Here is a 26,160-nt window from a genome sequence, read left to right as displayed (position 1 = left end):
AACCTCATTCCTGATCATTAATTGTGCTAAGCATCTTAAAAAGATTATGAGTGGCGTTAGCTTTTAAATTATTGTAATTCACAAGAACCAATTCATCCAAATCCTCTGTCGTTGGCTCACTATCTACATTTATCAAACCTTGTATGCCAACATTAACTGACACATCGCTATGCTCTGATACAAACTGTATAAGTTGCTGTCTAAGCTGTTCTTGACGCTCGTTTCTGGTGATAATAAGTAGCTCACCACCTGAAATTTCTAATATAAGCTCATCACCTTCAACTCTTAAATCGCCAAAGTATCGATCTGTCCCTCCTTCATACTCACTGATCGGAATGTCATCAGGATTGGTTGCAAAGTTTTCAAAATATAGCTTGTTCTGCTCTTCTTCAAGCGCTTCGAGATACTCTAATCTCAACTCTTCTGCGGTCTTGGACGTATTATCAGCATAAGAAGTGTCAGCTGCCATAGCAAGTTGCGACTGACTAACTCCTATCGTAAATAGTAGGGACACACACAGCCACATTTTAAATAAGGTCTTTGGAATTGAATGATTTACCATATGTAAAACTCATTTATTATAAGTTGATTGATAAAATATTGATTAACTTAATCGTCTAACTGATTGGTCTCGTTGAAATACCAGATAGTTTGCCATTCAAGTCGCTTCATCTTTGGCATGATGTCGCCTGCTTTGAAGTGTTTGACATCTTTACTTGATGGTGACCACCAGTAGCCTGTGAATGGACAAGGTTTACCCGACTCACAACGTAAACGTTTTGGCTCGACATTATGGTTACCGCCGCCAGTATCCGCGATACGCTCAACCAACATCCAAGTGACTGGTGCATCACCAACCGCTTGCATGGTTTCAGGATCATAACCGACGTAAGCTTCATTTGCTAACATGCCATCCAATAACACTTGAGCACTGGCATCTGCTCTACTAGGTACATAAATACCTGCGACAGGGACGACTTCATCTAACTCAACGCTATATTTTGGATTAAGACGATAAATAGGCCACGATTCGGGTGGGTTAAGTGGTCCTCGCGATTCAGTAGTATAGCGTTCAATTAAACTACCAATTTTCCAGCCAAAATAACTGGTTATTTCTAAGTTAAAAGCGCGCGTGCTTGCCTCTCTCCGCCATTTTTCATAATCAAGTTGTTGCTGCTCAGGCATCCAATCGATATCATAATCCATACTGATAGCCCGAAAATCACTCTCAACATTACCGCCATATCTTATTGCCGCTAGATCCCCTTTTAACAGCTCTTGATAACCAACATTTAAGCTGTCTAGAGTATCACGCAGGTTTGGCAATACCCGTTCGCCCCAGACGATATCAGGCTGTCTATTGATAGGACGTGTACGGTAATCAAACGGTAAATCATTGACAAACAGCTCAAGCGCCTGCTCAGCAGCTTCTAACATAGTTGCAAAGGCATCGCGCATCTCTTTAAAATAAGCGGGTGAGCTGTAGCGTTCTAATAAATAGATTTCTTGAGGTCTTATTATATAGTTTTCCATTGTTTGCTCACTTATACCAGTTTTGTTTGAGGGTTGGCACGCCAACCATATCTGTATTTTCTAAACCCTTTAGATCACTACCATAGCCCCATCCTGTTTTTCTGCGTGGTTTTACTCTGCTTTTAATTAATTGTGCTGGATCAAGTACAATTTGTTTGCCACCACCCTCTAACACATACATAGCACCGCGTCCATTAGCCGTTTGGATTTGACCTTTACTATTTTCAAGTATTTGACTGGCGGCTTTACCTTCCCAAACTTTCATACCACCTTTAGGAACAATGTAATGGACGACTTCTCCATTACTATTCCAGCTTGCCCATACTGCAAAACGTCTGCGCCAATCTTCTCGTTTTTTAAGTTTCAAATACTCCGAAGCTCGCATCCAACATATACTATTATCATTACTAGTAGGGTCAACAACGCGATATAAACTCGTCCCCTGTTTTAGTTCTACTGCCTTCATATCATGAAATGTGTTAAACTTTTTCCATAATGGTCCTTTACCTTTATCAGAAATATTGGGATAACCTTTAGGTATTTTGGGACATTCTTCTACTTTAGGATATTTAATTCTTCTGGTCACATCTACCCATTTAGGCGAACTGATTTTTATAAGTTGCACCTCACCATCAGTATGGACTTTTCTAAAATTCGCAACGTTTGTCAAGTTGGTTACTGCTTTATAGCCTCCTTCAGCATCTAAACGTATTGCTAGCCGCTCTAAAAAGTCTTGCACAGGCGCTAAAAATTCACCAAGACGTCTGTTAGCACGATTTCGTATGTCTACTACTACTTTAAGTATATCAGCTGCTTTTTTACCTATACCTGAGCTGCCATACTTTTGTACAAATTCAACAGTCTCCTTTAGATAGCCAATATGCTCGTCAAATACTGTTAAAATCTGCGTCTTATTGACTTTAGCTTTTAAACTCCTTAGTTGCTTAGCTGACCACCTGTATACGTTCCCAGAGGCTTCTTTGCGTATTAGCTTTTTTACGGCAGGACGTCCTAAAAACTTATTAAGCTCTTTTATACCTTGCTCAATAGCTGGTTCAACTGCTTTATATATCAGGCTACCTGAAAATTTGCCAGCTTTAGATAAAGGTCTCATCATGAAGCGTCTAATAGGGGCAAGTAGTACTTTAAATATTCCTTTAAATAGCGATCCTAAAACTGGAAACAGACCGATCAAGGTCAAAATTAGACCCACCCATGCCCAAGGATTACTGTCATCTTCATTTATTTTTTTACAGTTAGCGCAGATATCTCGAACATCACAAATCTGGTCTACCAACGGAATCATAGAAACGACAGTACCAGTAACGACTTGAGCAGTAGATGGTTCCGTTGCAAAATCACCTTGTATGACTACCCAAAGCCAATCGGCAATATCATTTGCTGTTTCTTTACCCTTTTGCACAGCGCCATTAACAGGTACCATAAACCATGCAAGCGCATTTGAAAGTTCTTCTTTTTTCGGTAAAAAGCTCATAGTTGCACCTTCTATTATTTAATAAAGCTTTTAGCAGCTTCTAAAACTTTAAGAAATGAATCAGGAGTAGCGTCTTCAAAATCTTTTTCTTCATATTCAACACGGTTAGCCTGCTCAGGCACATTTTCATGATGTGCTTCACCTTTTCTATCGAGTCTTCCTTTAATAACTTGTCCGCTATCAAAAAATATCTTGTAGCCAACATCAGGTATACCTTCACCATCAACTCCTAAAAGCTTAAGACCAATCCAATTTTTCATTTCTGCCGACGGCAAGAAGGGTAATTCAGTTTTAACTCCACCCCCACTGCCCCAATCCACCTTACTTGCCTTATAGCCCACCTGACTTGGCGTGATAAACGTCACATTACCACCCGATATCTCAATGCCACTACCTGCGGCTTTCAGCGTTAGCGTATCAGGCGCGATAATCTCAATACTATCTCGGCTATGGAGTCGCAGTACTTGCTCGCTATCTAAACGCATCTCGTTCTGATGTGCTTGTATGGTCACATCGCCATGAGCAGCGGTATGGGTTTGGGCTTTATTACTGTAGTAATGGATATCGCCCGCTACTAGCTGATTCATTTGCGTTTGACTGTGATGATGAGTATTGTCTGTCGCGTGGCTATGCGTGCTTTGGGTACTGGTATGCTGGCTGTGTTGTCCACTTAGCATCGCGAGATGACGCTGAGAGTCGATCAGTAGATTAGGTTGTTGCCATTGTCCTGACTCGCTTAAACTTGAGTCATTGGTATCTTCGCTAAATTGGGCAAAAGGTGTTTGCGCATCTTCTTTACTACTGCTTTGCTTGTTATTGCTGCTGCTTTCTAATCCCACGGGCTGATGGATGTCAGCTAGCTGAGCGTAAGCTTGTTGATGTTGGTCAGCAGTTTGCAGTTTGCTATGACTGTCATGACTCATGTGGCTATTCGATGCACTGTTAATATTGTGGCTACTGATATGAATACCTGTACTGCCTTGCACATTGGCGGCGGCTTGGGTCTCGATGCTGATGCCTTTGCCCCGTGCTTGACCGCGAGTATGGTCGGTATGCTGGTATAGATGACCAATGGTTAGGCTAGACTGGAAGCTGCTGCTATAAACATTAATCTGTGGGCTGTCAGGATGGGCGTCAAACATTAGCTGGTTATAGCCGTTGATAAGGCTGTCTTTGGTCGCCTCGCCTGTTCGACTGCTATCGATACTTTGAGTCTTGATACCGTCTATGGGATAAGCATGGCTTTGGTTGATAAACCAAGCTGGACTGGTGGCATCAATGCTACCTGAGTCACTGACGATACTGTTGTGCTGAGCATCAGAATTGCCTTGGCCATTATGGGTGCTACCAATGATGATGGGATGAGTGATGTCGCCACCGATAAAGTCGATAAGCACGTGTTGCCCATGGCGTAGCGGATGGGTTTGTCCCATGTGATCAGCGACTAAGTGGCTGGCAATGGGTATCCAATGCGCGCTGTCGCCGCCTTCGCTTTGCCAGTGGTATCTAATATGGGCACGGTGGTTACGGTCATGAGTGATAGCGCTGCTGTCTGTGTCTATGATGCTGGCGCTCATAAGTCCTGTTAGACTCGGATGCGGTTGCCCAAGTGTAGCAAGCTGCTCTCCATAAGGAATATGGTGATGGTGCGGAAATGGCAGGTAGCAGGCGCTGATGTGATGCACGTTATTGTCGTTGATCTCCCAATATGGTTTGATAGCTATTTGAAATCAACACTGATATAGCAGTTGCTGTATCTTGAGATAACTTATTGCCGCTTAATTGGCCAAACAACTTGCCGTATTTACTTTCGTTCTTTCCAATGAACTCTGATAGCACAGTGAACGAAGCTTGTATATCTCCTTTCAATGAGTCATAAAGTCTGTCAGTGTTGACGCTCTTTTGTTCTTGTTGTTTGATTAAAGAGATTAGGTCAGGCTGCAAATTACATAGGGTATTAATAATCCAGTCACCCACCTGTATATCAGTATTGGTACTGTTATTACCCATTCCACAAGCTCAATACTATTCTATCGATACATCTCAAATAAAGAAGAAACTACTGAATAATAAAATAGTTATCAATAATTGAATAGTTAGAATAATGAGTAAAATCCTTTTCCTATCTATAATTTCATTGACTAGCTCTATGTGTCTTATATCTGTTTTTCTATATTCTTTTTTTAAAATTTTTTTTCTCATCTGAATACCAGCGTAAGCTCCCAAATTATAGAGAAGCAGAAAAGATATGCGCAGATAATCGTTCATTTTAAAAACTTTAGTAGTGCTACTTGTAAAGTTGTTGAAAAACTCCTTATCTTTAATAACTTCGTATTGTAAAGCTAGGCTTAGTAAAGGAGCTACTGCGAACATTAGATATACAACCGGTACTGCATAAATCTCACTATCTGATTTGCTATCAATAAAAAATAACCAGTAAACAAATAGAAATGTGAAGAATACAAATGATAATAAGTGTAGGATTGATTTTTTTTTCACAATTTAATTCCTAGTATTTTCATAAACAATATTACCTGCTATCTCTCCTAAACTGCCCCCAAGTAACCCACCCCCAAAACCCCCAATCACTGCACTGAGACCTACAATGACGACACCTCCTATACCTCCTGTTCCTACAGTAAAACCTACAATTATAGCGCCAACTACCGCACCTTGTGCAGCTCCATATTCAGCGCCTATTACAGATCCTGATAGCTTTAATGGCTCAATGGCTACAGCTTTATGAAGTTTATCTGAGTTTTTAGATTTGTATGCGTCATGAATCTCTTTACTACCTTTAAATGCGTTGTATCCAACAACTAGATTACCACCAAGTTTCAAAGTCTTTGTTACTTTTCCATTTTTCTCCATATTATTTACGTAAGCATCCAAGCCTCCATTAAATGATGTCGATCTTTTCATTTCGGACTTGATCGACTTACTCAATTTATCAGTTCTTACCCCTTGATCCCATTTTAAAAACCGTAATGATAATTTATTGTTCAAAGCTTTATATATTTTTGCGTTGTCCGTTCTAAATTGAGAGAAATGTTTTGAATTACCAGATTTCGTACCTTGTGCTTCATTATAGTTACTCACTAGTGTTCCAAAATTCTTTAATGTATCTTTATTAGTTTGACTTGAGAATGTTATTACAGCACTAGAACCATCTGCAAAATAGTCAAGAAGGGTTTTATCACTATCCTTATTATCATTTGTTATTTCAGTTGGCACAGGGTTTGAAGATACGCCAACAAAATCAGCATCAGATAAAGTACTTGTGGTCAAATCTGACAAATAAACAAAAAGCTCTGGATTAAAACCTTTCTCTCTCTTCATTTTTTCAATTTTATTTTTGGCATCTTTTGCATATTTTTTCATCTTTTGAAGTTCAGTATTACTGCTATGAGATGAGTTGGATAAAATCACAACGTCACCAGGTTGTAAAGTAAGAACAGGCGTACCGATTAAATGTGGATTATTAGCTCGAAAGATGTTCTCTTCTAATTTGGTTGGTGTGTATTTATAAGCTCTTGTTAAAAAACTTTCAATAGATTCTTGTTTTTTAACTAAATACCAAGCAACTTCAGTATTATCTACACCTACTATTTTATTATTCTTCGGGTCTCTTTTGAGTGATGCTGGCGTTGTTTTGAGCTTATATCTACTAGCTCGCCCTTCCTTAGATAGTGGATTTGCCGTAATATCTTTTATAGGCTTACCTTTTATATCTTTGATGTAATATCTGACTTCTTCGACACCACGGTTAGAGAGATTATGTTTTTCAGATAGACCATTGTTACTGAACCTTCTATTTTTACCTAATGAATGTGGCTTACTACTTGTGGGTTTTGCCGAAAGACTCTTATAAGTGACTGTAACATCATATCTAATTAAGCTAATATCGACCATGTCTGATACTTCTAATTTAAGTTTTGTATAATATTTAGCCATATCTAGTCTTCTCCCTCTACATCCACTTCATCATCCTCTACTGCTTCCTCCACTTCATGAACAATCACATGCAACTCATAGTCCTTCGATTCTTCATCAACTAATAGTTTTAACTTACCTTCATAGTCAGTAATATGAATTTCTGTCGAACCATCAGGTTTAATAAGCATACATTTGGTAAAAGCAAGCGGGTTATCATCTTGGTCATGTACTATATAGCGTAGATAATAGTCTAAGTTTTCAGGTAGTTTGGCTGTCGGTAAGTGTACAGCAGGAGATCCTGCTCCACCCCCACTACCCCAATCCACTTTACTGGCCTTATAGCCCACCTGACTTGGTGTGATAAACGTCACATTACCACCCGATATCTCGATGCCACTGCCCGCCGCTTTTAGGGTTAGCGTATCAGGCGCGATAATCTCAATACTGTCTCGACTATGAATACGTAGGACTTGCTCACTATCAAGTCGCATTTGCGCTTGGTGCGCTTGTATAGTCACATCACCATGAGCGGCGGTATGGGTTTGGGCTTTGTTTGAATAGTAGTGAATGTCTCCTGCCACCAGCTGATTCATTTGCGTCTGGCTGTGATGATGAGTATTGTCTGTCGCGTGGCTATGTGTATTCTTGGTGCTGGTATGCTGACTGTGTTGTCCGCTTAGCATCGCGAGATGACGCTGAGAGTCGATCAGTAGATTAGGTTGTTGCCATTGTCCTGACTCGCTTAAACTTGAGTCATTGGTATCTTCGCTAAATTGGGCAAAAGGTGTTTGCGCATCTTCTTTACTACTGCTTTGCTTGTTATTGCTGCTGCTTTCTAATCCCACGGGCTGATGGATGTCAGCTAGCTGAGCGTAAGCTTTTTGGTGCTGGTCAGCAGTTTGCAGTTTGCTATGACTGTCATGACCCATGTGGCTATTCGATGCATTATTCATATTGTGACTGCTAATATGAATACCGCTGCTGCCTTGTATAGTACTAGCTGCTTGGGTTTCGATGCTAATACCGCGTCCTCTAGCTTTACCACGTGTATGGTCGGTTTGCTGATACAGATGTCCAATGGTCAGGCTAGACTGGAAGCTGCTGCTATAGACATTAATTTGCGGACTGTCAGGATGGGCATCAAACATTAGCTGATTGTAGCCATTAATGAGGCTGTCTTTGGTCGCCTCTCCGCTGCGACTGCTATCGATGCTTTGAGTTTTGATACCGTCTATAGGATGAGCATGGCTTTGATTGATAAACCATGCGGGGCTAGTGGCGTCTATGTGGTCAGAATCGCTAGTCAGACTATTGTGCTGAGCATCAGAATTACCCTGGCCGTTATGGGTGCTACCGATGATGATAGGATGAGTAATGTCGCCACCGATGAAGTCGATAAGGACGTGCTGTCCATGACGCAAAGGATGGGTCTGTCCCATGTGGTCAGCGACGAGGTGACTGGCGATGGGTATCCAATGCGCGCTGTCACTATTGTTATCCTGCCCATCTTCTTCTTGCTGCCAGTGATATCTAATATGGGCACGATGGTTACGGTCATGAGTAATGGCGCTGCTGTCTGTATCAATAATACTGGCACTCATCAGACCTGTCAGGCTCGGATGCGGTTGTCCAAGTTTGTCCAGCTGTTCCCCATAGGGAATATGGTGATGGTGCGGAAATGGCAGGTAGCAGGCGCTGATATGATGGACGTTATTATCATTGTCGTCATCATTATCATGGTTCGTATTGGACTGCAAGGTAATAGGATCAAAGGGTGCTGCCCCCAACCAATCCGTAGGAATATGATTATTAATGTGCTGATGAATAGACACTAAACTGATGGGATCGGTTAAATAAGGGTTGCCATCGATATAGTGGCTACTTGGCAAACTCAGATGACGGATATTACCAGTGAGGCTGCCTAGATTGGCACGCTGCTGCTGGTTCTGCTGGTAGCGGGTGGCGAGCTTATCGAGACTGTCATCATCAAAACGGCTATGACTGTGCATAAAGCGCTGATGCGTGCTGTTTGATGAGTCGATAGGTTGCTCGCTACTGCTACTGCCAGTATAGATACTCATCAAGCGACTGTCATAACGATGTAAGTCGCTTTGCTGAGTATGCTGCGCAATACGGGGACGAATGGCAGTGATGCGGTCTTGTCTATCAGCAAGGTTGGCAGGGTTTTGACTGAGGATGCTTTGGATATCATTGACATCAGGACGCAATTCTTCTCCATCACTAGGTAGTAAGATTAGAGTGTGCTTGTCGATGTCGTGACGGTAATAGCCTGTGATGCCATAGAGAGCAAGGTATTGGGTTAGATAAGCAAGATCGGTTTGGTTGTATTGGACGCTGTGCTGAATATGATAGTTGCTGTCATCACTGAGGCGCTCGTCAATCTCAACGTTCATATCGTATGGACTGATAATATCGGTAATTAGCTCACTGAGACTGAGATGATGATGACGGCGATTATGACTGTTCAGGCGTAATTGACCTAAGTTAGGTTCACAGATGATGCGGTAGGCGGCCATACCACTGTTACTACCGAGAGCAACGACTTCGGTGATGATACCGTGACGGGTTTGGCTTGGCAGTAGCGTGTCGCCCGTATGCCAATGTATCGAGAGACTTTGCCCTAGCCATTGCTTTATATCCAGTCCTGCCCGTGGATGCAGTAGAGTAATGCTAATACGGTAGCCGCAATAGAGGGCGAGCTGGCGCTGCTGATAAGACTGCTGTCGTTGATCTTGATGATAAGGGCTTGGGTAGGAAGTAGGCACTGGCATAAGCGCGGGCTTACTCCAAACGCTGTCGGGCAAAGGCATGCCAAGTAAGCTTTCAATCAAGTCAGCCTGTTGAATGAGACTGGTAGCAATATCAAGATGGGCACTACTCAGTTGCACATGCCGCTTTGTTTGAGTCCATACCATGGTAAGCCCTTTTTTATCAGTCCAAAGGTGGAAAGTTTAATATTGCAAGATTATAATTTGTGCACAGATTGCCCGTTAACTAAGTATTCATTTGTCGTTGATTCAATTAATAGCCATCGTCAGATGAATCACGTTTGGGTTTGATTCCAATCATGTCAGAGAGTATCGCTAACTGATCTTCGTTTTTGATGATATGAGTGAGCCATTGGTCGAGCGGCATATCCGCCCAATCAATCGCCCGACCGAGTAAAAACGTCACCGGGCTGTGCGGCTCATTGGTCGAAAAATAATCTTGAATTTGACCTAATAGTTTAAGCGCTTGCTGACGATTGCTTTGATGATCTCGGTTACTAGGATTAAAACTGGTTGAGCTAATATTTTTTGTGCTAGCAGCTTGTCCACTACTATCAGACATTGCACTTTCACCAATACTGTCCATAGTATCGGCTACGCTTTCTTGAGCAGAAACACTACTAGTATCAGAATATTCTGGTATCAACGGTCGCAAATGTTGGGTCAGGGCAACCAATAAATCCGTGACTGGTGCGAAGACTGGCGCATCCATGCCCATCAAATCATTTAACTGATCAGTCAGGGCCTGCCACTGCTCAGTAACTTTTTTAAGATTACTCATCAGTGCTTGTTGCCAAGTCTCACTACTGGTCTTGATGGCGTGGTTATAGTCACTTAGCGTTAATTGATTGGACGTTTCGCTATCGGGATTTTGCTGACGCTGCTTATCATGATCACGCGCGGTTAGATAGTAATTGTAGTTATATTTTTCTGTCTTTGTATCAGAAAGTGATAGCTGCTTAATATCATCGGATAGCGCTTTGACGAACCATGACAACAGCCCTGCTCTGATGTCCATACTGTCTTCTTCACCATCTAGCGGCGGATACATAGTGAGCCAATACTCGTCATTGAGTGTCTGTAGCAGACTTAACCCCTGACTAATACCTGCTAAATGGTCGGTGTGACTCAACGCATCGACATACCAAAGTGCCAGCTTCATATCTTTACTAGTATGGCTGAGCAAATCGGCACATTGGTTTTTGACAAAATCCCAGTCAGCCACTTTTAGTTCAGTGACCCAATTGCCTTGTGCCAGTAATGGGTCATCTTCTTGACGAGCAGCAACGATGGCATTAATACGTGGATCGAATATTAAGTCTTCACCGACCCCATGACGACTGCCTTCAATCGGCGCAATAAGAGTGTCAATATTATTTACTAAAGAGTTATCGTTACTCATTATAATGACTCCTCTTTAATAGCCTTTTTAGTAGGTTTTTTGCTGGCGACTTTTTTCACTGTCGGCTTTTTAGCTGAAAGGGGTTTTCTTGGTGGTTCTTTAACTTGATCCTCAACTTGATATTCAGTTTCATCTTCGCTGTGTTGCGCCATTTGATTGAGCGCCACAACGGCATCAGTATCCAGACGGTAGGCAAAATTATCGTCCGCATCGACGAATACGGTAATTTTCTTTAACACACTTTGACTGTCATCATGAGCCAGTAGCTGACCCGCCATCTGCGGCAGCAAGGTATGACTGATAATCGCATCGGCGTTACGTGCACCAGAATCGACCTCATGACAACGCGATAAAATCAGCTCAATCACCTCATCATCAATGACACAAGGCACATCATAATTGTTATGAATACGGCCAGTGATTTTGTCCAGCTTAAGGCGAATAATTTCTGCGAGCGCATCATCCGTTAATGGATAATAAGGAATGACCGTTAAACGACCCAAAAACGCGGGCTTAAAGGCTTTATACAAATGCGGATTAATGACTTGTTTTAGGCTATCACTGTCTGGCAGGCTAAAGTCAGTAACACTCGGATCTGTATTGATACATGCCTGCATAATCGCAGACGAACCAACATTACTTGTCAATAAAATAAGCGTGTTTTTGAAATCAATTAAACGCCCTTCGCTGTCTTCCATCACCCCTTTATCAAAGACCTGATAAAACAAATCCAATACGTCTGGATGGGCTTTTTCTACTTCATCAAGTAAGAGTACGCTATAAGGACGACGGCGAATCGCTTCGGTTAATACACCACCTTCACCATAGCCAACATAACCTGGAGGCGAGCCTTTTAACGAAGCAACGCTATGGGCTTCTTGATACTCTGACAGGTTAATCGTAATAAGGTTACGCTCACCGCCGTACAGCACCTCTGATAGCGCCAGCGCGGTTTCGGTCTTGCCTACACCACTTGGCCCGACGAGCATAAACACACCTTGCGGACGATTGGGATCATCTAAGCGGGCTTTTGCGGTATGAATCCGCTTGACGATAGCGGCCACCGAATGATCTTGGCCGATGACCCGGGCTTGCAAGGTATCAGCCAAACCCAAGATATGGTCTTTTTCATTACCTGCCATATCATTCAGCGGTATTCCAGTCCAATCTGAGATGATCTGCTTGATGACCTGACGATCCAATACGGGATGAATAAGGCGCTGCGTCTCTTGTACTTGTTTTAACGATTGCTCGATACTTTGATATTCAGCTTGTTTGTCTAAGCGCTCTTTTGCACTAAGCGCATCAGAACCATCTGTCTTGTCATTCAACTGCTGATTCAAGGAATCAAGCTGATCATTAAGCTCGCGCTGTTCGTGCCAACGACTGGTCATATCAGCAATGCTTTGCTGATTGGTTTGGCGCTGCTCATCTAATACGGCAATTTTTTGGCTGACTTTTTCTTTTTCGTCCACACCGCCGATACGCTCGAGCTGCTGACTGAGATTATTGATATGCTGCTCTAACTGCACCCCTTTGGCGTTTAATCTGTCAAGTTGATTGGGTATGGCGGTCTTGGATAAGCTCACCCGTGCCGCCGCCGTGTCTAATACACTGACCGCTTTATCAGGCAGCTGCCTATCGCTGATATAACGTGCGGATAACTCAACCGCCGCTTGTAGCGCATCGTCATCGATTAATATACCAAAATGATTCTGCATCTTGGCACTTAGACCACGAATCATCGCTACTGCTGTCTCTATATCAGGCTCATCGACTTTGACGACTTGGAAGCGACGTGACAATGCTGCGTCTTTTTCGAAGTACTTTTTATATTCTGACCATGTCGTCGCCGCAATGGTTCTGAGCTCACCACGAGCCAGCGCAGGCTTCAGTAAGTTCGCCGCGTCATTTTGACCCGCTTGCCCACCAGCACCAATCAAAGTATGCGCTTCATCAATGAATAATATAATAGGCTGTAGCGAGGCTTGTACTTCTTCAATGACTTGCTTGAGACGGTTCTCAAACTCCCCTTTGACGCTTGCCCCTGCTTGCAGCAAGCCCATGTCAAGACTACGTATCGTCACATCTTTGAGCTGATCAGGCACTTGACCGGCGACTATCTTTTGCGCCAATCCTTCTACCACTGCTGTTTTACCTACCCCTGCCTCACCCGTCAAAATAGGGTTATTTTGGCGGCGACGAATCAAAATATCGATCAACTGATGAATTTCAAACTCACGGCCAATGACAGGGTCTATTTGCTCTGAACTGGCTTTAGCAGTCAAGTCATAAGTATATTTATCCAACGCAGGGGTTGGCTTAGCTTCAGTTTTCTTAGTGTCTAAAGATTCTTGATTGTTAGCATCATTGTCTGCACTATTCGCACCATCATCAGCACCCTTATTGACGCCTTTACTATTGGTAATTTTATTACTGCTTGATCCACTGCCCTCAGTACTACCGAGACATTGACGCTCATAATCATCTTTTAGGGTAAAGCGGTCGATATACTGTAGTGGCTCAGGAAGAGTTTTGAGTAGCGACTGATAACGCTCATACGCCAATAGCACGAGCAATATATGACCAGAGCGAATTTCTAGCGGGCTATTTTTATCAGCACTTTGATTATATTGGCTACTGGCTAGCTCCCACGCATCTTCTAGTAACGCCATCAAACCTTGACTAAATACTGGCGTTGAGCCTGTTGCCTGACCAAAGGTGTTTAGCAAATCAGTTATATCTGCTAGTAATGACTGCTGATGAATCTTATTAAATTTAAGTATTTGAGCCACATCATTGTGCGGCGTGGCAATCAGTTCATGCAATAGATGGACAGTATCGACTTCACGATGCCCATTATTAATACAAAGCCTAGCTGCCTGCTGCAAACACTGTCGACAGCTTGGGCTTAAGCGGGTAATCACAGCTTTTAACTGGCTCATAATCTTTTCCTTTAACATTCTTATTAGACTTAATACCAAACCCAAAAAGTAAGATTAGCTGTGTCAAACTCGCTTAGCCTACAAGACGTAGTACTTTCACTCGTTTTCCTTGCCACTCTAATTTCTGTGAATGGTATAAAATTATTTTTATTAAACAGCAATATAAAATTGATGCATGGCTCTTCATAATAGGTAAAATCTGTCTATTAACCATGAAATACTTACTGAATCGGCAGCGCATAGCGAGTGTCATCATGATGCTGCGTCGCAGGCTGCGATATCAAAAACCCACCCTGACCCAAACCACCAAAACTGCTCTCTGATAATGACAACGGGGTGATGTATTGCTTGTCTAACTCGAGTTGCATCTCGACCGCCAAGCAAACACCGCACCATTTACGGATAAAATCAATAATGACTTGATACATATCCCCTGCTGGTAACAGTCTTAAATAGCGTTTGGCATCCAACTGATGAAACACAATTCTAATCTTGCTATCAAACTGTACGACGCGCGCACCGCAAAATGCGGACAACCCAAGGGCAGCATGCTGACCACCAAGTGCTGTCTGTTCACTGGCTGGTAGATCAAACCACTCCGGTACGAATTGCTCGACACTGACGGTGCTATCTAAAAAATGCGACAGTACATGTGACAACTGATCGGCTGTCAGGCGTCCTGGGGCGATCATGCCAGCATAAGCAATCAAGCTATCGATGGCGGTTAGCTTCTTCGGCTGACGCGCCAATGCCCGCAAGCTCAGTAGATAGTTGTCTTTTTTATTATTTATCTCATACTGTAATGGCAAGTTATAAAACCAACTCGCTTGCACGTACAAATCCGTCAATCGATGGTTAAATAAATCTAAAAATGCTGGTGCCGCTTTATCTTTTGCATGATTGACTCGCGAGGCTAGATGGTCGGTATACATCGCTGGCAAGGCTGACAACGGGCCAGTTAATCCAATAATTGCGGGGCAAACCTCTATCCGTCTGATTTTTAATGAACTAGCCTTTACTTGACCATCCTTTAATGAGCTGCCACTGTCTTCCATATTATCCTGAGCAATGAGCGCCATCGACTCAATTTCAGCTTGCGGATAGGCCAATGACAACGAGGCACGGTAACGTACCTCAATAGGTGTATACCCCATACTGACTTCATGCCGAACCAAACGTAGTGCTTGTAATAACTCATAAGATTGCGGCGCCGCCATTAAAGCCGTTAAATAAGAGGACTGAGACCGCTGCGTGGCTGACATCTGTATATCTCCTCTTTGGTTACGGCATCACTGATGGCCAACTCGACGAAGCTATTTAAGCTAGCGTGATAGCCAAACACATGCGCCAATAAATGGGCAAACTGGCGGATACTCACTCCAGCAAAATTCTTTTGGTTGATTTGAATATTGATCAGTGTACCGCGCACAAAACCAGGCTGTGGCAAGCGCTGAATACGTCGAGCTTCGATACTGGTTTCGACAGACACAATACCTTCGACCAACAGTTTGTTAGAAGCAGACTGGGTAATGTCGTATAGCGATAAATACTCTTTCATCAGCTCCGCATCTTGGGCGGCAAGCGATAAAAAATTCAGACTAATCAGCGATATCAAGCGCCAACGTTCCTCACCTGTATAGTCGAAGCGTGCCGTTCTGGTCGGCTGCTTTAGCAACGATAAGCTGCTAAAGCCAGTCATCCCTTCGCTAAACAAATCGCCACGGCTTTGACCGAATACCACTTGAGCCGGCAAATCTCTATTGGTACACAATAAAGACGCACTCATGCTCACCGCACCTGATAAATCTTCGCGATTTTTTTCTACAAACATAATCTGATATTCAAAACCCTGTTTGAACTCAGCCATATCCTTATCACGTTTGATATGGTAATAACGACCATCATCTTGCTGCTCATAATGATTGAGCGCATAAAATGGATGATATTCACGTTGTATCAAACGATTGTCACTTTGCTTGGACTCTATGACTTTATTAACCTCATAGATTTCATGTTGAAACAGCGCACGAGTATCGGGCACTAAATCGTAATAGATCGAACGATGGGTCACTTGAATAGGCTTGGCAGCCGCCTTGAATAAATTGACAACGGGCGTACAAAACAGCTTGATACTGCTGGCACTGAGCTGCTGCAAGTTTTTTAGGCGGATGGTATTTTTTTTATCAAATCTAAAGTAACAGCGAATCTCAAAGCCATTGCTATCGATCTTTAAATTTGGACAAACCTTACCAAGATTAAGGCGCAAGAAATTGAATTTTTCAGGGAAATAGAAGTATTCCTTTAATAAGGCAGAGGCAGCATTACTCACTCGATGACTCGGAAGAATTTGCTGCTCAGGATCGAAGCCTATAATCTCAAACGGACTACCCGTAATCTTATTGACCTGCCTACCATGCAGATGCGTTTGCTTGACATCACACCCTAGTAAATCCCATAGACTAGTACCCTGACTGGCGTCCTCGTCTATATACAAATCTAACGAGTGGTTTAATAAGGCTTGATAGTCAAAGCTTGAATTAAGCCCCTTAAATTTGATACTGATACAGCCATTCAGCAGTCCATGCTGATTGTCATACACCTCTTGACGAGTTTCAAAGTCGACGCTATCTATCTGTAGCGGCAGCAAGGTCACATCTTGGGTTGACTGAAACTGGCAAGGCGTGCCATTTATTTTTTGGCTGGCGAAAGGGCTGTTTTTAGGGACTAAGACTGCCTCGCTCATCGCATTGCCCTGTACGCCTAGATTAAACTGTGCAATAGAGACCGATGGAAAAGGTTTGAGATAATCGGGATAAACGACTTCTAATAGAGATTCGGTAAAATCAGCGTATGAATCGTCCAATTTTTTATTGATGCGCGCACTGATGAGCGAAAAAGCCTGTATCAACCGCTCTATATGCGGATCATCGACGGTATCGTGCCCCATCAACAACCGATTGGCTATTTTGGGATATTTTTTGGCAAATTCTTTTGACTGTTTATTAAACAGGCTAAGCTCATGCTCAAAGTAAGGAAGTAAACTGTCCATGACGCCTCAATATATTGATCGCTGCTAACTGTATAAATTGAGCGGTAGTAGTAGTTATTTCATTAATGGGATAATGATTATTTTATTAAGTAACGCTGAGAGCTTGGCTCAAAGAACGCATCGAAGCTGACCAGCTCTTGTGCTGGATAAACCTTTAATAATGCTTCAATAGAAAAACACAGTTGATTGACATCAACAGCGCCAATATCTAGCGATACGCGAACGTTTTTTAGCCGGGTATCTTGTTGCTCGACTGTTTGGGCTATTTGGCGACAGATATAATCACAGTCAGTAGGATTGGCACTGCTGAGTCCCACAAAATCTAATATGCCAAAATTCAATATCGATGAGCGCACGTGTTGATAGGCCTGAAGCTTACTTGACACCACACAACGCGTATTTAATAAAGCTTCAAGGTCTCGTGCGACCGAAGACTTTAGCTCATCGATATTAAGACGACGAACCACGAGCTCATGCGACAAATGACGGGGCTGATCATCAAATAACTGCTCGAACAAATTTGGACGAAAGCCAATTTCTTTGTTAGAGGCGTTAGTGGCGTAATTCATTGATATAATCATTCCTATTTAACAAACAAAAAAGAAAGGCCTAGATATAAACCTTTCTTTTTCGGTACGACACAATAGATGACACCTGATACAACCTAAATTAGGCGGTATAAGTAGCAGTGTTGTTGGCTAGTGACCATTTTTTAGTCACAGCGCCTTTAGCAGTACCATCGATATCTTGCTGGGTGTAAGTCCACTCAACAGCAGCATATTTGATACCGACTTTTTCGATTGGTACGCCTTCAGAACGTACCGTTGGCTCGACACTTGCGATCAGCGCATGCTTAAGTTTTACTTCAAGATATTTAACGCGTTTGTCACCGTTGGCACGATAAAAATCAATTTGAATCTCATCAAAAGTATAACCAGCAGAACACGCTTCCCATAGTTTAGGACTGGTTGAGTCCAAATCTTTCATAAACGTCATGTCAGCATGCTCACAACGCTCAGAAGTATGGCCACCAACGCTACTTGCTGTCGCTGATTTTGGCTGACGGATCAAGTGATCCCAAGTATTTACTTCAAGCCAACCTTTATGCTCGCTATCACGAGACTCGCCATCAATTTTATATTTACCGCGGAACTGAATATAAATATCTTTCATATCACATACCTTTTTTTAAAATTTAAATTTCACGTTAGTTTTTAATAAACGATTAGCTGTTGCTAGATTGCGGCAGTTGAGTGACCAGACGCAAAGAAACAGACAATTCGTCAAGTTGAAAGTGTGGTCTCAAAAAGACCACGGACTTGTAGACACCAGGCTTACCCGGCACTTCTACAACTTGTACAGAAGCTTCGCGCAGTGGGTACTGGGCTTTTGCTTCTTGTGAGGCGCCGTCATCTAGCAAGACATAACGAGAAATCCAGTCATTTAAAAACGACTCAACATTACCAGGTGCTAAGAAGCTACCTACCTTATCGCGCATCATTGCTTTTAGGTAATGGGCAATACGTGACACCGCCATAATGTATTGGATCTGCGTCGATAGCGCAGCATTGGCATTGGCATCATCGTTTTGATAAGTTTTGGCTTTTTGCACGGATTGCGCGCCAAAAAAAGCAGCGTAATTGGTATTTTTGCAATGGACTAACGGGATAAATCCTAAGTCGCTCAACTCTTTTTCTCGGCGATCGGTGATAGAGATTTCCGTTGGACATTTAAGCGCCAAATCCCCTTCATCAGTCTTAAAAGTATGAACAGGCAACCCTTCAACCAAGCCACCACCCTCAACGCCACGAATGGCAGCACACCAACGATAGTCAGAGAAAGCAGCCGTCAAGCGTGAAGCGAACGCATAAGCCGCGTTCACCCATAGATAATCGTCATGATTATTACCAGAAACTTCTTCCGTAAAGTTAAACCCTTCGACTACTGTGCCATCTTTAGGATCGTAAGGCAGACGACCTAAAAAGCTGGGCACGGTTAACGCAACATATCGCGCATCTTCTGACTGTCTGAACGCGCGCCAGCGTATATATTCAGCGGTTTCAAATATCTTTGATAAATCTCGCGGGCGACCAATATCGGTAAAGGAGTCGAGACCAAACATTTCAGCGGAAGCAGCCGACACAAAAGGTGCATGAGAAGCGGCCGCAACATGAGACAATTGCTCAAGCAGATACATGTCTGAGTTTTGGCGAGTAAATTCAAAGTCACCAACGATAGCGGCATAAGGCTCACCACCGAAGCTACCGAACTCTTCTTCATATATTTTCTTAAACAGCGTGCTTTGATCAAAATCAATTGACGATTGAAAATCTTTAGTCAGTTCGCGCTTCGTAGTATTCATCATACGAATCTTTAGCATGGATTCCGACGGAGTCTGGCTACATAAATAATGCAAGCCACGCCAGCTGGACTCTAGCTTTTGAAACTCGGGCGCGTGCATGACGGTGGTCAGCTGCTTGGAGATCAACGCGTCAATTTGGGCAATACGCGCGTCAATCGATGCGGCCAAATTATCTGACAACGTTACGGTGCCTTGCATGACTTCATTGGCAAGCTCTGCAATTTGCGACTTGGCACGATTTTTTTCGTCATCAGACTTGGCAACGTTACTTTTATTGACGATTTCTTCGAGTAAGTCGTAACTGTCATTATTTAACGCATCAGGTGCTAGATTTTGCTGGGCTTCGGCACTCATCGTTTAATCCTCACCGTCGGTTTGATTTTGTTCCGCCATTTTTTTGACTTGCTCAGTGTTCTTAAGCACGTCATCTAATAGGTCTTCAAGTTTTTCGTTGGCCGATATTTTGTTGCGTAAATCTGCTAAGCGATCTCGTGCTTGTACCAATTGCTTTAGTGGCTCAATCTGATCAGCAACCGCTTCAGGACGAAAATCGTTGATACTATTGAATGCCAAATCAACCGCGAATTCGCCGCCTTTATCACTCAAGTCATTGCTTACTCGAAAGGTCGCACGCGGTGCTAGACCTGACATCACCTCATCAAAGGTATCTAAATCTACTTCGACAAACTTTTTGTCTTTAAAGCGTGGTTGTTCAAGGGTTGAATCTCCTGAAAACTCTCCCAAAACGCCAACGACAAAAGGAATTTCTTTGGTTTCGATCGCATCGCCTACTTCAACGTCATAAGTCAGATGCACCCGAGGCGCACGTACTTTTGCGAGTTTCTTTTGTACACTGTCTTGCTTTGCCATAATAAGTTACCTCAGCAATGTCTAGTTTGAACGCAATATACTGAATGGATCAGTCGATTTGGCGTTACTTTTTTTGGTAGGTGAAGGTTTAGTAACAGGCTTAACTTTTGGTGGTCGTGGCGGTTTTTTTACGGCTGGTTTTTTCATAGACTTCGATGCTTTTTTTACAGACACCTGGGGCTGAGGTTTTGATTTAGTGCCTGATTTACCGCTTCTAGGCTTGACGACTGGCGCTGGTGGTTTCGGCAAAGACTCATCGTAATTGAAAACATAGATATCACCATATATTTTACTTAAAGCGTACTGATACTCCTTCAAAAACGCTGCGTCCACTTCATCAGTGAGATAATCTGACTGCAGTTGGCTTTGGGAGACGATAGCGCTGCTATTGAGTAGTATCTTTTTTAGCTTAGCAGTGCTTTGACCCAGATCAATGGCTTCACTGGCTGCATAAACAGCATAAGCATGATAGCCATTGTTAGAATAAATCTGCGCCAAAATCTCCCATGCTAGCGAGTCATTAGGATTGCGAGATACTCTTTGATTCAAATCCGTAACCAGTTGATGCAGTTGCGGTGATTTTGCATCAGCATTTTTGAGTGCCGAAAATTGATTTATGATGCTAGAACCGGGGTCTTTCTCTTGTATGACAAGCTCACTATGAGCGGTAGTCATTGCTGAACCCATGATGAACAGACCTGCCAAAAACGCTTTGGATAGCGTAAAACTGACTCTAATATTGCTTCTGATACTGGTCATTGTAAGTCGGTGCTCGCCATTATTGGTGTGAGATAAATACATGTGCCTGCTCAAAATTATTTTAATTAGACGCGTTAACTAAAGTGGTGATATTGGTGAGCGCTTCATTCAGTGTTGCCTTATCACCACTATTCATCAAACTATTATCGTGATAAGCATCAATATTACTTTCCATTACTTTAACTGCTGAGAGCATGGCAAGCTGACGTGCATCAAGCCTTTCATTATCAACGCTTAGAGCTTCATTAGCTGCTCTCAATGCCCGTGCATAGCGTTTTTTTTCATAGTTATTTTTGGCAATAGTCATCCACGCTTCACTGCTAAGTTTATTGCCGTTTGACAAATAGGCAAGCGAAGGTTCACTCAACTGCTTCACTATTGGTTTGCTGACCGTGGTTTGTACATTTTTCTGAGCAGTGGTGCCACAACCCGCTGTCAATAAAGACGCGCTAAGTAAGACTGATAGCAGACCTGCGGTGGCAAGTTTAGTACGATAAATAGGATTCATAACAACAGTATCATCACTAAAAATATAAAAGGATAGATTTTTAAAAGAAATAAATATAACTAAAGTTCATTAATTATAAAAAATCAATGAGGTTGATTATACATATACTTGACAATATTTCAATAAACTCTATACTTTTCTTAATAAATAATTTAGTAAGTCACCCATTCAAGCCATTTTCTTGGTATAAAATAAGCAGTAACGGTACCCTTCTTATGCCTTCTAAGACCAATCGTCTACATAATATTACCGTTCATACTGATAATTCAACGATAAACACCTTTTACCCTGTTGCGTTTTGCGGTGCAAGTAGTATTAATCGAACCGATATTATTGACATACTAGTGTTTGGTTATAATTTTATCGAATCGAACGCTTGTTTATCATTAATCAATACTCCGATATGCTTAACCACGTTTTCCGCTGATCGTACCGCTAGCTGTCGTACTGGGCTGATACGAAGCATCCGTTATCAGCAATCTGATGGCGCGATGCACTTTTATACTTTAGAAGTTGTTAGCCCCGATTGGCAGTTGGCACAGTCGATACATACCCGCAGCTTTATCAATCAATCGACGCTCGATATTATTACCACCATCCTTAGTGATTACGATTTAAATTGGCAAATATCTGCGTCTCTTTTGTCATCAGATGATGAATCGTCAGCGCGTTTATCGGCACCTTTATCCATGCGCACCCAGTCGGACGTCAGCGACTATGAATTCATCACTGGACTGCTCGCTGATATTGGTATATCGACTTTATGGGTGTCAGGGAATTCCGTCGATGAGCTTGGCACGTGGTGGTTGGTTGATGGTTTAGATACAGGCGAGCTCATACCGCTGACCTATAGTTATGCCCAATCATCCGTACAATCAGGTCAAGATAGTGTCCATACGCTACAAATGAGGTCGCAGCAACTTGGTAGTGATAGGGTAATAGTACGAGCAGATGGGTTGGCGGCAGATACTATTTATGAAGGTCAAGCAGTAGATGAGTCACTGCTTGCGATAGATGACACGACGGTATTAATTGGTGCGCCGTCTCGCGTGCACAGCAATGATGCCGCTGCTCATCTTGCACAGCAATGGATATCTGCGAATCGCTGTCAGCGCGAAACTTATCAAGCGACGGGTGCCCTGCGTGGTCTGAGCGTCAGTAGTCCAGTGAGTATCAATAACCTACCCTCTATTGGCAGCTTATCGACGCATTGTATCGCGGTTACCTTAATCGGTATTGAGCCTGACAACGATAGCGTTTCATACCATCATCAAATATTTATCAAACAGTGGTTACAGCGCACTGCTCAGCATATGCGCTGTCATGCAATGAATCACAATCACTTTTCAATACCCGATCATGGTTTTGACATCGCCCGCGATACTGGGGTTTGGTTATCAGCGACGTTACTTGACGCTGCTATTCCTTATTGCCCTTATCCCAGTTCTTTATCATTTGCCAGTAGCACTTACACGGGTCTCGCCCAAGCTCGTACTGGTGACACAGGTTTATCAGCTTCCCCCAGCTATGACTCAAGTGTCAGCACTGACAATCTACAGCAAACTATTACTACGCCTGTCTACTCAGGTATCAGCCCTCACGATGACGGCACTACCCCGCCACTGCGCTCATTGCAGCTGTCATCGGGTAGCACTCATGGTTGGCAGTTTGCGCCAAGGCTGGGACAGTCGGTACTGCTTAACCATTGGTACGGTGATATAGACAGTCCTGTGATTAGTAGATCGTTTTATGACGGTATCGGTATGGGCGATGTCGATGACAAAGACATCACCACTCGTGATGCAGGCTTATCTAATCGACATAACTTACAAGGCGGCGCGTCCCCTAGATGGCATGGTGGTGGTTTGGGTCATTCGCAAATTAGTGAAGATGATACTCACAGTGGTTGGATCTCTGGTATTGCTCAATATGGGCTGACGTCTGATTCTGAAGTGACCCTAAGCTTTGATGATACGCCCAACCAGATAGGAATGCAGTGGTCGGTGAATACAGGATCACGTGCCAATGCTGAGACACCAACCATCACTTCTAGCGCCACCTTTGCCCCTGATGAGCACGTGCTTGAGCTTGGCGTACTGCGTCATCGTTATAGTAATCATCAATCATCAACCAGTGGTCAAGGGATTAATCTGGCAAGCGATCATGGCTTGCAAATCACTGGTGATACCGGTGTACTGCTATCCACCTTTGATATCAGACATAGTCAAAGCGAGCACGAGTCTGCTTGGGTCAATGATGCAGGACAGCGGCAATTAGGCTTAGGAGCTGAGCTGAGTGAGACCTTTCAAGAGACCAAGCAGGCACATTTGCAATCCACGACAGCCATGCAGACCGCCAATCAATCGATAAAAGCGTTTAAAACCAGCGCACAAATCATCGATGAGACGCTAAATACGGAAGTATTGGGCGCTGCTGATGTGATGCTGGTCAGTAAAGACAGTATCTTAGCGTCAGCAAGTAATACCCTATGGACGGCGAAAACAATCGTCAGACAATCAGGCAGCACCCAGTCGGATGTGGTGGCATGCAATTATACGCTGACGGCAAATACGATTGACTCGCTCTCTGGGGTTGGTGGTCAAGTTGATCTATCAGGCTTACATATCAGCGCCAATAGAGAGCCACTGGCGGTACAGGCACAAGGCGGTGAGTTGCAATTGCACTCTCAGCAAGGTATGACGATTGGTAGCGCGTCAGGACAGGTGAATGTGTCGAGTCCTAAGCGGATCAAGCTGCAAACGTCAGCAGGAGCGTCGATTACGATCGATGACAGCGGGATTAAGCTGGTGTGTCCGGGGACGATTAAGATCAAAGCGGTGAAGAAGGGTTTGGTGGGTGGGGCAAGAGCTAATTATTCATTACCGATGATGCCTGAAACTGTTCCACTGTTTAGTAATAAGCTAGATGTTTATGATTTGTTTTATCAGCACAATTTTGAAGATATCGAGTTCCAGATGCTACGACCTGATGGGCAACTGATAGAAGGTGCATTAGATGAGCATGGACGTACCGCACCAGTTATTAGTGATAAAGAAGAAGAGGTTGAAGCCTATGTGGGCTTTAGAGATACCGACTGGGGCGTATCGTATATTTCTGAAGAGGAAGATGTGAATGATTTAGCTTTAGAGCAGGCTGACGACCTAGACTTAAACAAAGTCTTTGAAGCAATTGTAAAAGAGGAAGGCTTCTACAATCACATGTATCTTGATAGCGCCGAACCTAAAAGCCTTGTAACCGTAGGCTATGGCAAAATGCTGTCGTCTGCGGATGAAGCGACAAAATATCCTTTTTATATCGGAAATGTATCAGCAACCGATGTTCAAATAAAACAAGCGTGGCGTATAGTTTACAATTCGGTTCACGGTAGAAACAATAGTCGAGCATCTTATTTTGAATCTTTGACAACAATTCGTATGACAGAAGAAGATGCAAAAGCAATAACACTCGCTCATATTCAGGGTAATCTCGATTCTGCTCGAGAAGCATTTTCAGAGTTTGATAATTATCCAGTCCCAGCTCAAGAAGCTATTTTAGATATGGCTTATAACTTAGGGATATCTAGCACAGGTATTTCGAAATTTCCTAGTTTTAATAGACATCTTAAGAATAAAGATTTCGCATCTGCTGCTACTGAATCAAATAGACCACAACTTCGTAATTCTAGAAATGTGCACGTAAGAGAGCTTTTATTGCTAGCCGATCAACAACAGAAATTGAGACAGTAAATGAAACCTTTTTTAATTTTGGTTGCCTCATCGTTTGTACTAGCTTTTGGATCAGGATGTATGAAAATACTACCTGATAGTATTGAGCCTATTCCTAATACTTTTACAAGCATAGAAGATTCTTTATCTTCAAATTTAGATAGTGGCAATTCAATCGAAAATACTTCTATTTATAATATTAATGAACTTACGGCAGGATTCATAAAACCAATAAAAAAAGATAATCAATTAACTTTTATTGACAAGTTCATTGATGGCGAATTCAAAGATATTGATTATTTAGACCGAAAGATTGAAATCAGCAATTGTAACGATCTAATAACCTATGATCTAAGAGAGACATCAAACATTGCAAATAGTGATCGAAATATATTATTAACAAGAAAAAGAGCTTGTATTCTAATCAAAGATATCACTAATGACTCAAATATTATTGCATTGAATGACAAATATAAAAATAGCAAATTTATACCTATAGCAGATAAGCATTTAAAAAAAATAGTAGATAGTATTCCTTCTAGAATTTCTGAAAATCGAAACGTCGACTGTTCTATTGATCAGTACGACAATGTTGCTTGTGTGGACGAATACGAGCCTAAAGAGTATTCCATGTATATTAATCAAGTAGCTATTCATAATAATAAAAACTACTACTTCATCACGGTCAATACCTCAGTACCAACTTACTATTACTTGACAACCATTGACGGTGATAAAGTAGATAGTCAGTGGATTTACTATTAATAATCTGATAGTAGTGCTACTG

The 26,160-nt window shown here is 42.6% G+C and carries 20 protein-coding genes; 2 read left to right on the top strand and 18 right to left on the bottom strand.

Going from position 1 to position 26,160, the window contains the following annotated elements; genetic code table 11:
- Positions 1-4 precede the first annotated feature (4 nt).
- The 18 genes from JMW64_RS05070 to JMW64_RS04985 all read right to left on the bottom strand — a co-directional run bounded on the left by JMW64_RS05070 (position 5) and on the right by JMW64_RS04985 (position 21,648).
- On the bottom strand, positions 5-562 hold the full coding sequence (locus JMW64_RS05070) for a hypothetical protein (protein ID WP_201553644.1): 558 nt from the start codon (positions 560-562) through the stop codon (positions 5-7).
- A 47-nt stretch (positions 563-609) separates the two neighbouring features.
- On the bottom strand, positions 610-1,533 hold the full coding sequence (locus tag JMW64_RS05065; RefSeq protein ID WP_201553643.1) for a hypothetical protein: 924 nt from the start codon (positions 1,531-1,533) through the stop codon (positions 610-612).
- 7 nt (positions 1,534-1,540) lie between these two features.
- The gene (locus JMW64_RS05060; protein WP_201553642.1) at positions 1,541-3,028 is read right to left on the bottom strand and encodes a hypothetical protein; all 1,488 of its coding nucleotides are present in this window, start codon (positions 3,026-3,028) and stop codon (positions 1,541-1,543) included.
- A gap of 14 nt (positions 3,029-3,042) precedes the next feature.
- Positions 3,043-4,713: a DUF2345 domain-containing protein gene (locus tag JMW64_RS05055; protein ID WP_201553641.1), complete on the bottom strand. Its 1,671-nt coding sequence runs from the start codon at positions 4,711-4,713 to the stop codon at positions 3,043-3,045.
- 1 nt (position 4,714) lies between these two features.
- Complete coding sequence (locus JMW64_RS05050) at positions 4,715-5,038, bottom strand: hypothetical protein (RefSeq protein WP_201553640.1); 324 nt, start codon at positions 5,036-5,038, stop codon at positions 4,715-4,717.
- Between the two features lie 33 nt (positions 5,039-5,071).
- Positions 5,072-5,527: a hypothetical protein gene (locus tag JMW64_RS05045; RefSeq protein ID WP_201553639.1), complete on the bottom strand. Its 456-nt coding sequence runs from the start codon at positions 5,525-5,527 to the stop codon at positions 5,072-5,074.
- A 3-nt stretch (positions 5,528-5,530) separates the two neighbouring features.
- Positions 5,531-6,982, bottom strand: a complete 1,452-nt coding sequence (locus JMW64_RS05040; protein WP_201553638.1) for a hypothetical protein — start codon at positions 6,980-6,982, stop codon at positions 5,531-5,533.
- A gap of 2 nt (positions 6,983-6,984) precedes the next feature.
- Positions 6,985-9,900: a type VI secretion system Vgr family protein gene (locus JMW64_RS05035; RefSeq protein ID WP_201553637.1), complete on the bottom strand. Its 2,916-nt coding sequence runs from the start codon at positions 9,898-9,900 to the stop codon at positions 6,985-6,987.
- A 106-nt stretch (positions 9,901-10,006) separates the two neighbouring features.
- The gene (tssA, locus tag JMW64_RS05030) at positions 10,007-11,155 is read right to left on the bottom strand and encodes a type VI secretion system protein TssA (RefSeq protein WP_193009437.1); all 1,149 of its coding nucleotides are present in this window, start codon (positions 11,153-11,155) and stop codon (positions 10,007-10,009) included.
- Positions 11,155-14,100 (bottom strand): type VI secretion system ATPase TssH, encoded by a 2,946-nt coding sequence (gene tssH / locus JMW64_RS05025; protein ID WP_193009438.1) that lies wholly within the window; start codon positions 14,098-14,100, stop codon positions 11,155-11,157. Before tssH ends, tssA begins: the two co-directional genes overlap by 1 nt.
- 221 nt (positions 14,101-14,321) lie before the next feature.
- Positions 14,322-15,362, bottom strand: a complete 1,041-nt coding sequence (tssG, locus tag JMW64_RS05020; protein WP_201553636.1) for a type VI secretion system baseplate subunit TssG — start codon at positions 15,360-15,362, stop codon at positions 14,322-14,324.
- Positions 15,326-17,149 carry a type VI secretion system baseplate subunit TssF gene (gene tssF / locus JMW64_RS05015; RefSeq protein WP_045448197.1) on the bottom strand — a complete coding sequence of 608 codons (1,824 nt, stop codon included), beginning with the start codon at positions 17,147-17,149 and terminating at the stop codon, positions 15,326-15,328. The genes tssG and tssF overlap by 37 nt, the downstream gene beginning before the upstream one ends.
- 77 nt (positions 17,150-17,226) lie before the next feature.
- Complete coding sequence (gene tssE, locus JMW64_RS05010; protein WP_193009440.1) at positions 17,227-17,718, bottom strand: type VI secretion system baseplate subunit TssE; 492 nt, start codon at positions 17,716-17,718, stop codon at positions 17,227-17,229.
- A 100-nt stretch (positions 17,719-17,818) separates the two neighbouring features.
- Positions 17,819-18,322 carry an Hcp family type VI secretion system effector gene (locus JMW64_RS05005; RefSeq protein ID WP_025651832.1) on the bottom strand — a complete coding sequence of 168 codons (504 nt, stop codon included), beginning with the start codon at positions 18,320-18,322 and terminating at the stop codon, positions 17,819-17,821.
- 52 nt (positions 18,323-18,374) lie between these two features.
- Positions 18,375-19,865: a type VI secretion system contractile sheath large subunit gene (tssC, locus tag JMW64_RS05000; protein WP_201553635.1), complete on the bottom strand. Its 1,491-nt coding sequence runs from the start codon at positions 19,863-19,865 to the stop codon at positions 18,375-18,377.
- Positions 19,866-19,868: 3 nt separating this feature from the next.
- On the bottom strand, positions 19,869-20,381 hold the full coding sequence (tssB, locus tag JMW64_RS04995; RefSeq protein WP_045448203.1) for a type VI secretion system contractile sheath small subunit: 513 nt from the start codon (positions 20,379-20,381) through the stop codon (positions 19,869-19,871).
- 21 nt (positions 20,382-20,402) lie between these two features.
- Entirely contained in the window at positions 20,403-21,140 is a 738-nt protein-coding gene (locus JMW64_RS04990; protein WP_201553634.1) for a tetratricopeptide repeat protein, read from the bottom strand.
- Between the two features lie 61 nt (positions 21,141-21,201).
- A complete protein-coding gene (locus tag JMW64_RS04985; protein ID WP_201553633.1) occupies positions 21,202-21,648 on the bottom strand; it encodes a hypothetical protein in 447 nt (148 codons plus the stop codon).
- A gap of 215 nt (positions 21,649-21,863) precedes the next feature.
- On the opposite strand from JMW64_RS04985, the gene JMW64_RS04980 reads away from it, so the two are divergent.
- Both JMW64_RS04980 and JMW64_RS04975 read left to right on the top strand, forming a co-directional pair.
- A complete protein-coding gene (locus JMW64_RS04980) occupies positions 21,864-25,394 on the top strand; it encodes a contractile injection system protein, VgrG/Pvc8 family (RefSeq protein WP_201553632.1) in 3,531 nt (1,176 codons plus the stop codon).
- Positions 25,395-26,138 carry a hypothetical protein gene (locus JMW64_RS04975; protein ID WP_201553631.1) on the top strand — a complete coding sequence of 248 codons (744 nt, stop codon included), beginning with the start codon at positions 25,395-25,397 and terminating at the stop codon, positions 26,136-26,138.
- Positions 26,139-26,160 lie beyond the last annotated feature (22 nt).

It is taken from the genome of Psychrobacter immobilis (genome assembly GCF_904846065.1).
GTDB classification, from domain to species: domain Bacteria; phylum Pseudomonadota; class Gammaproteobacteria; order Pseudomonadales; family Moraxellaceae; genus Psychrobacter; species Psychrobacter immobilis_H.
The sequence above is the reverse complement of the archived record's forward strand: the minus strand, read 5'-3'. Positions and strand labels throughout refer to the sequence as shown.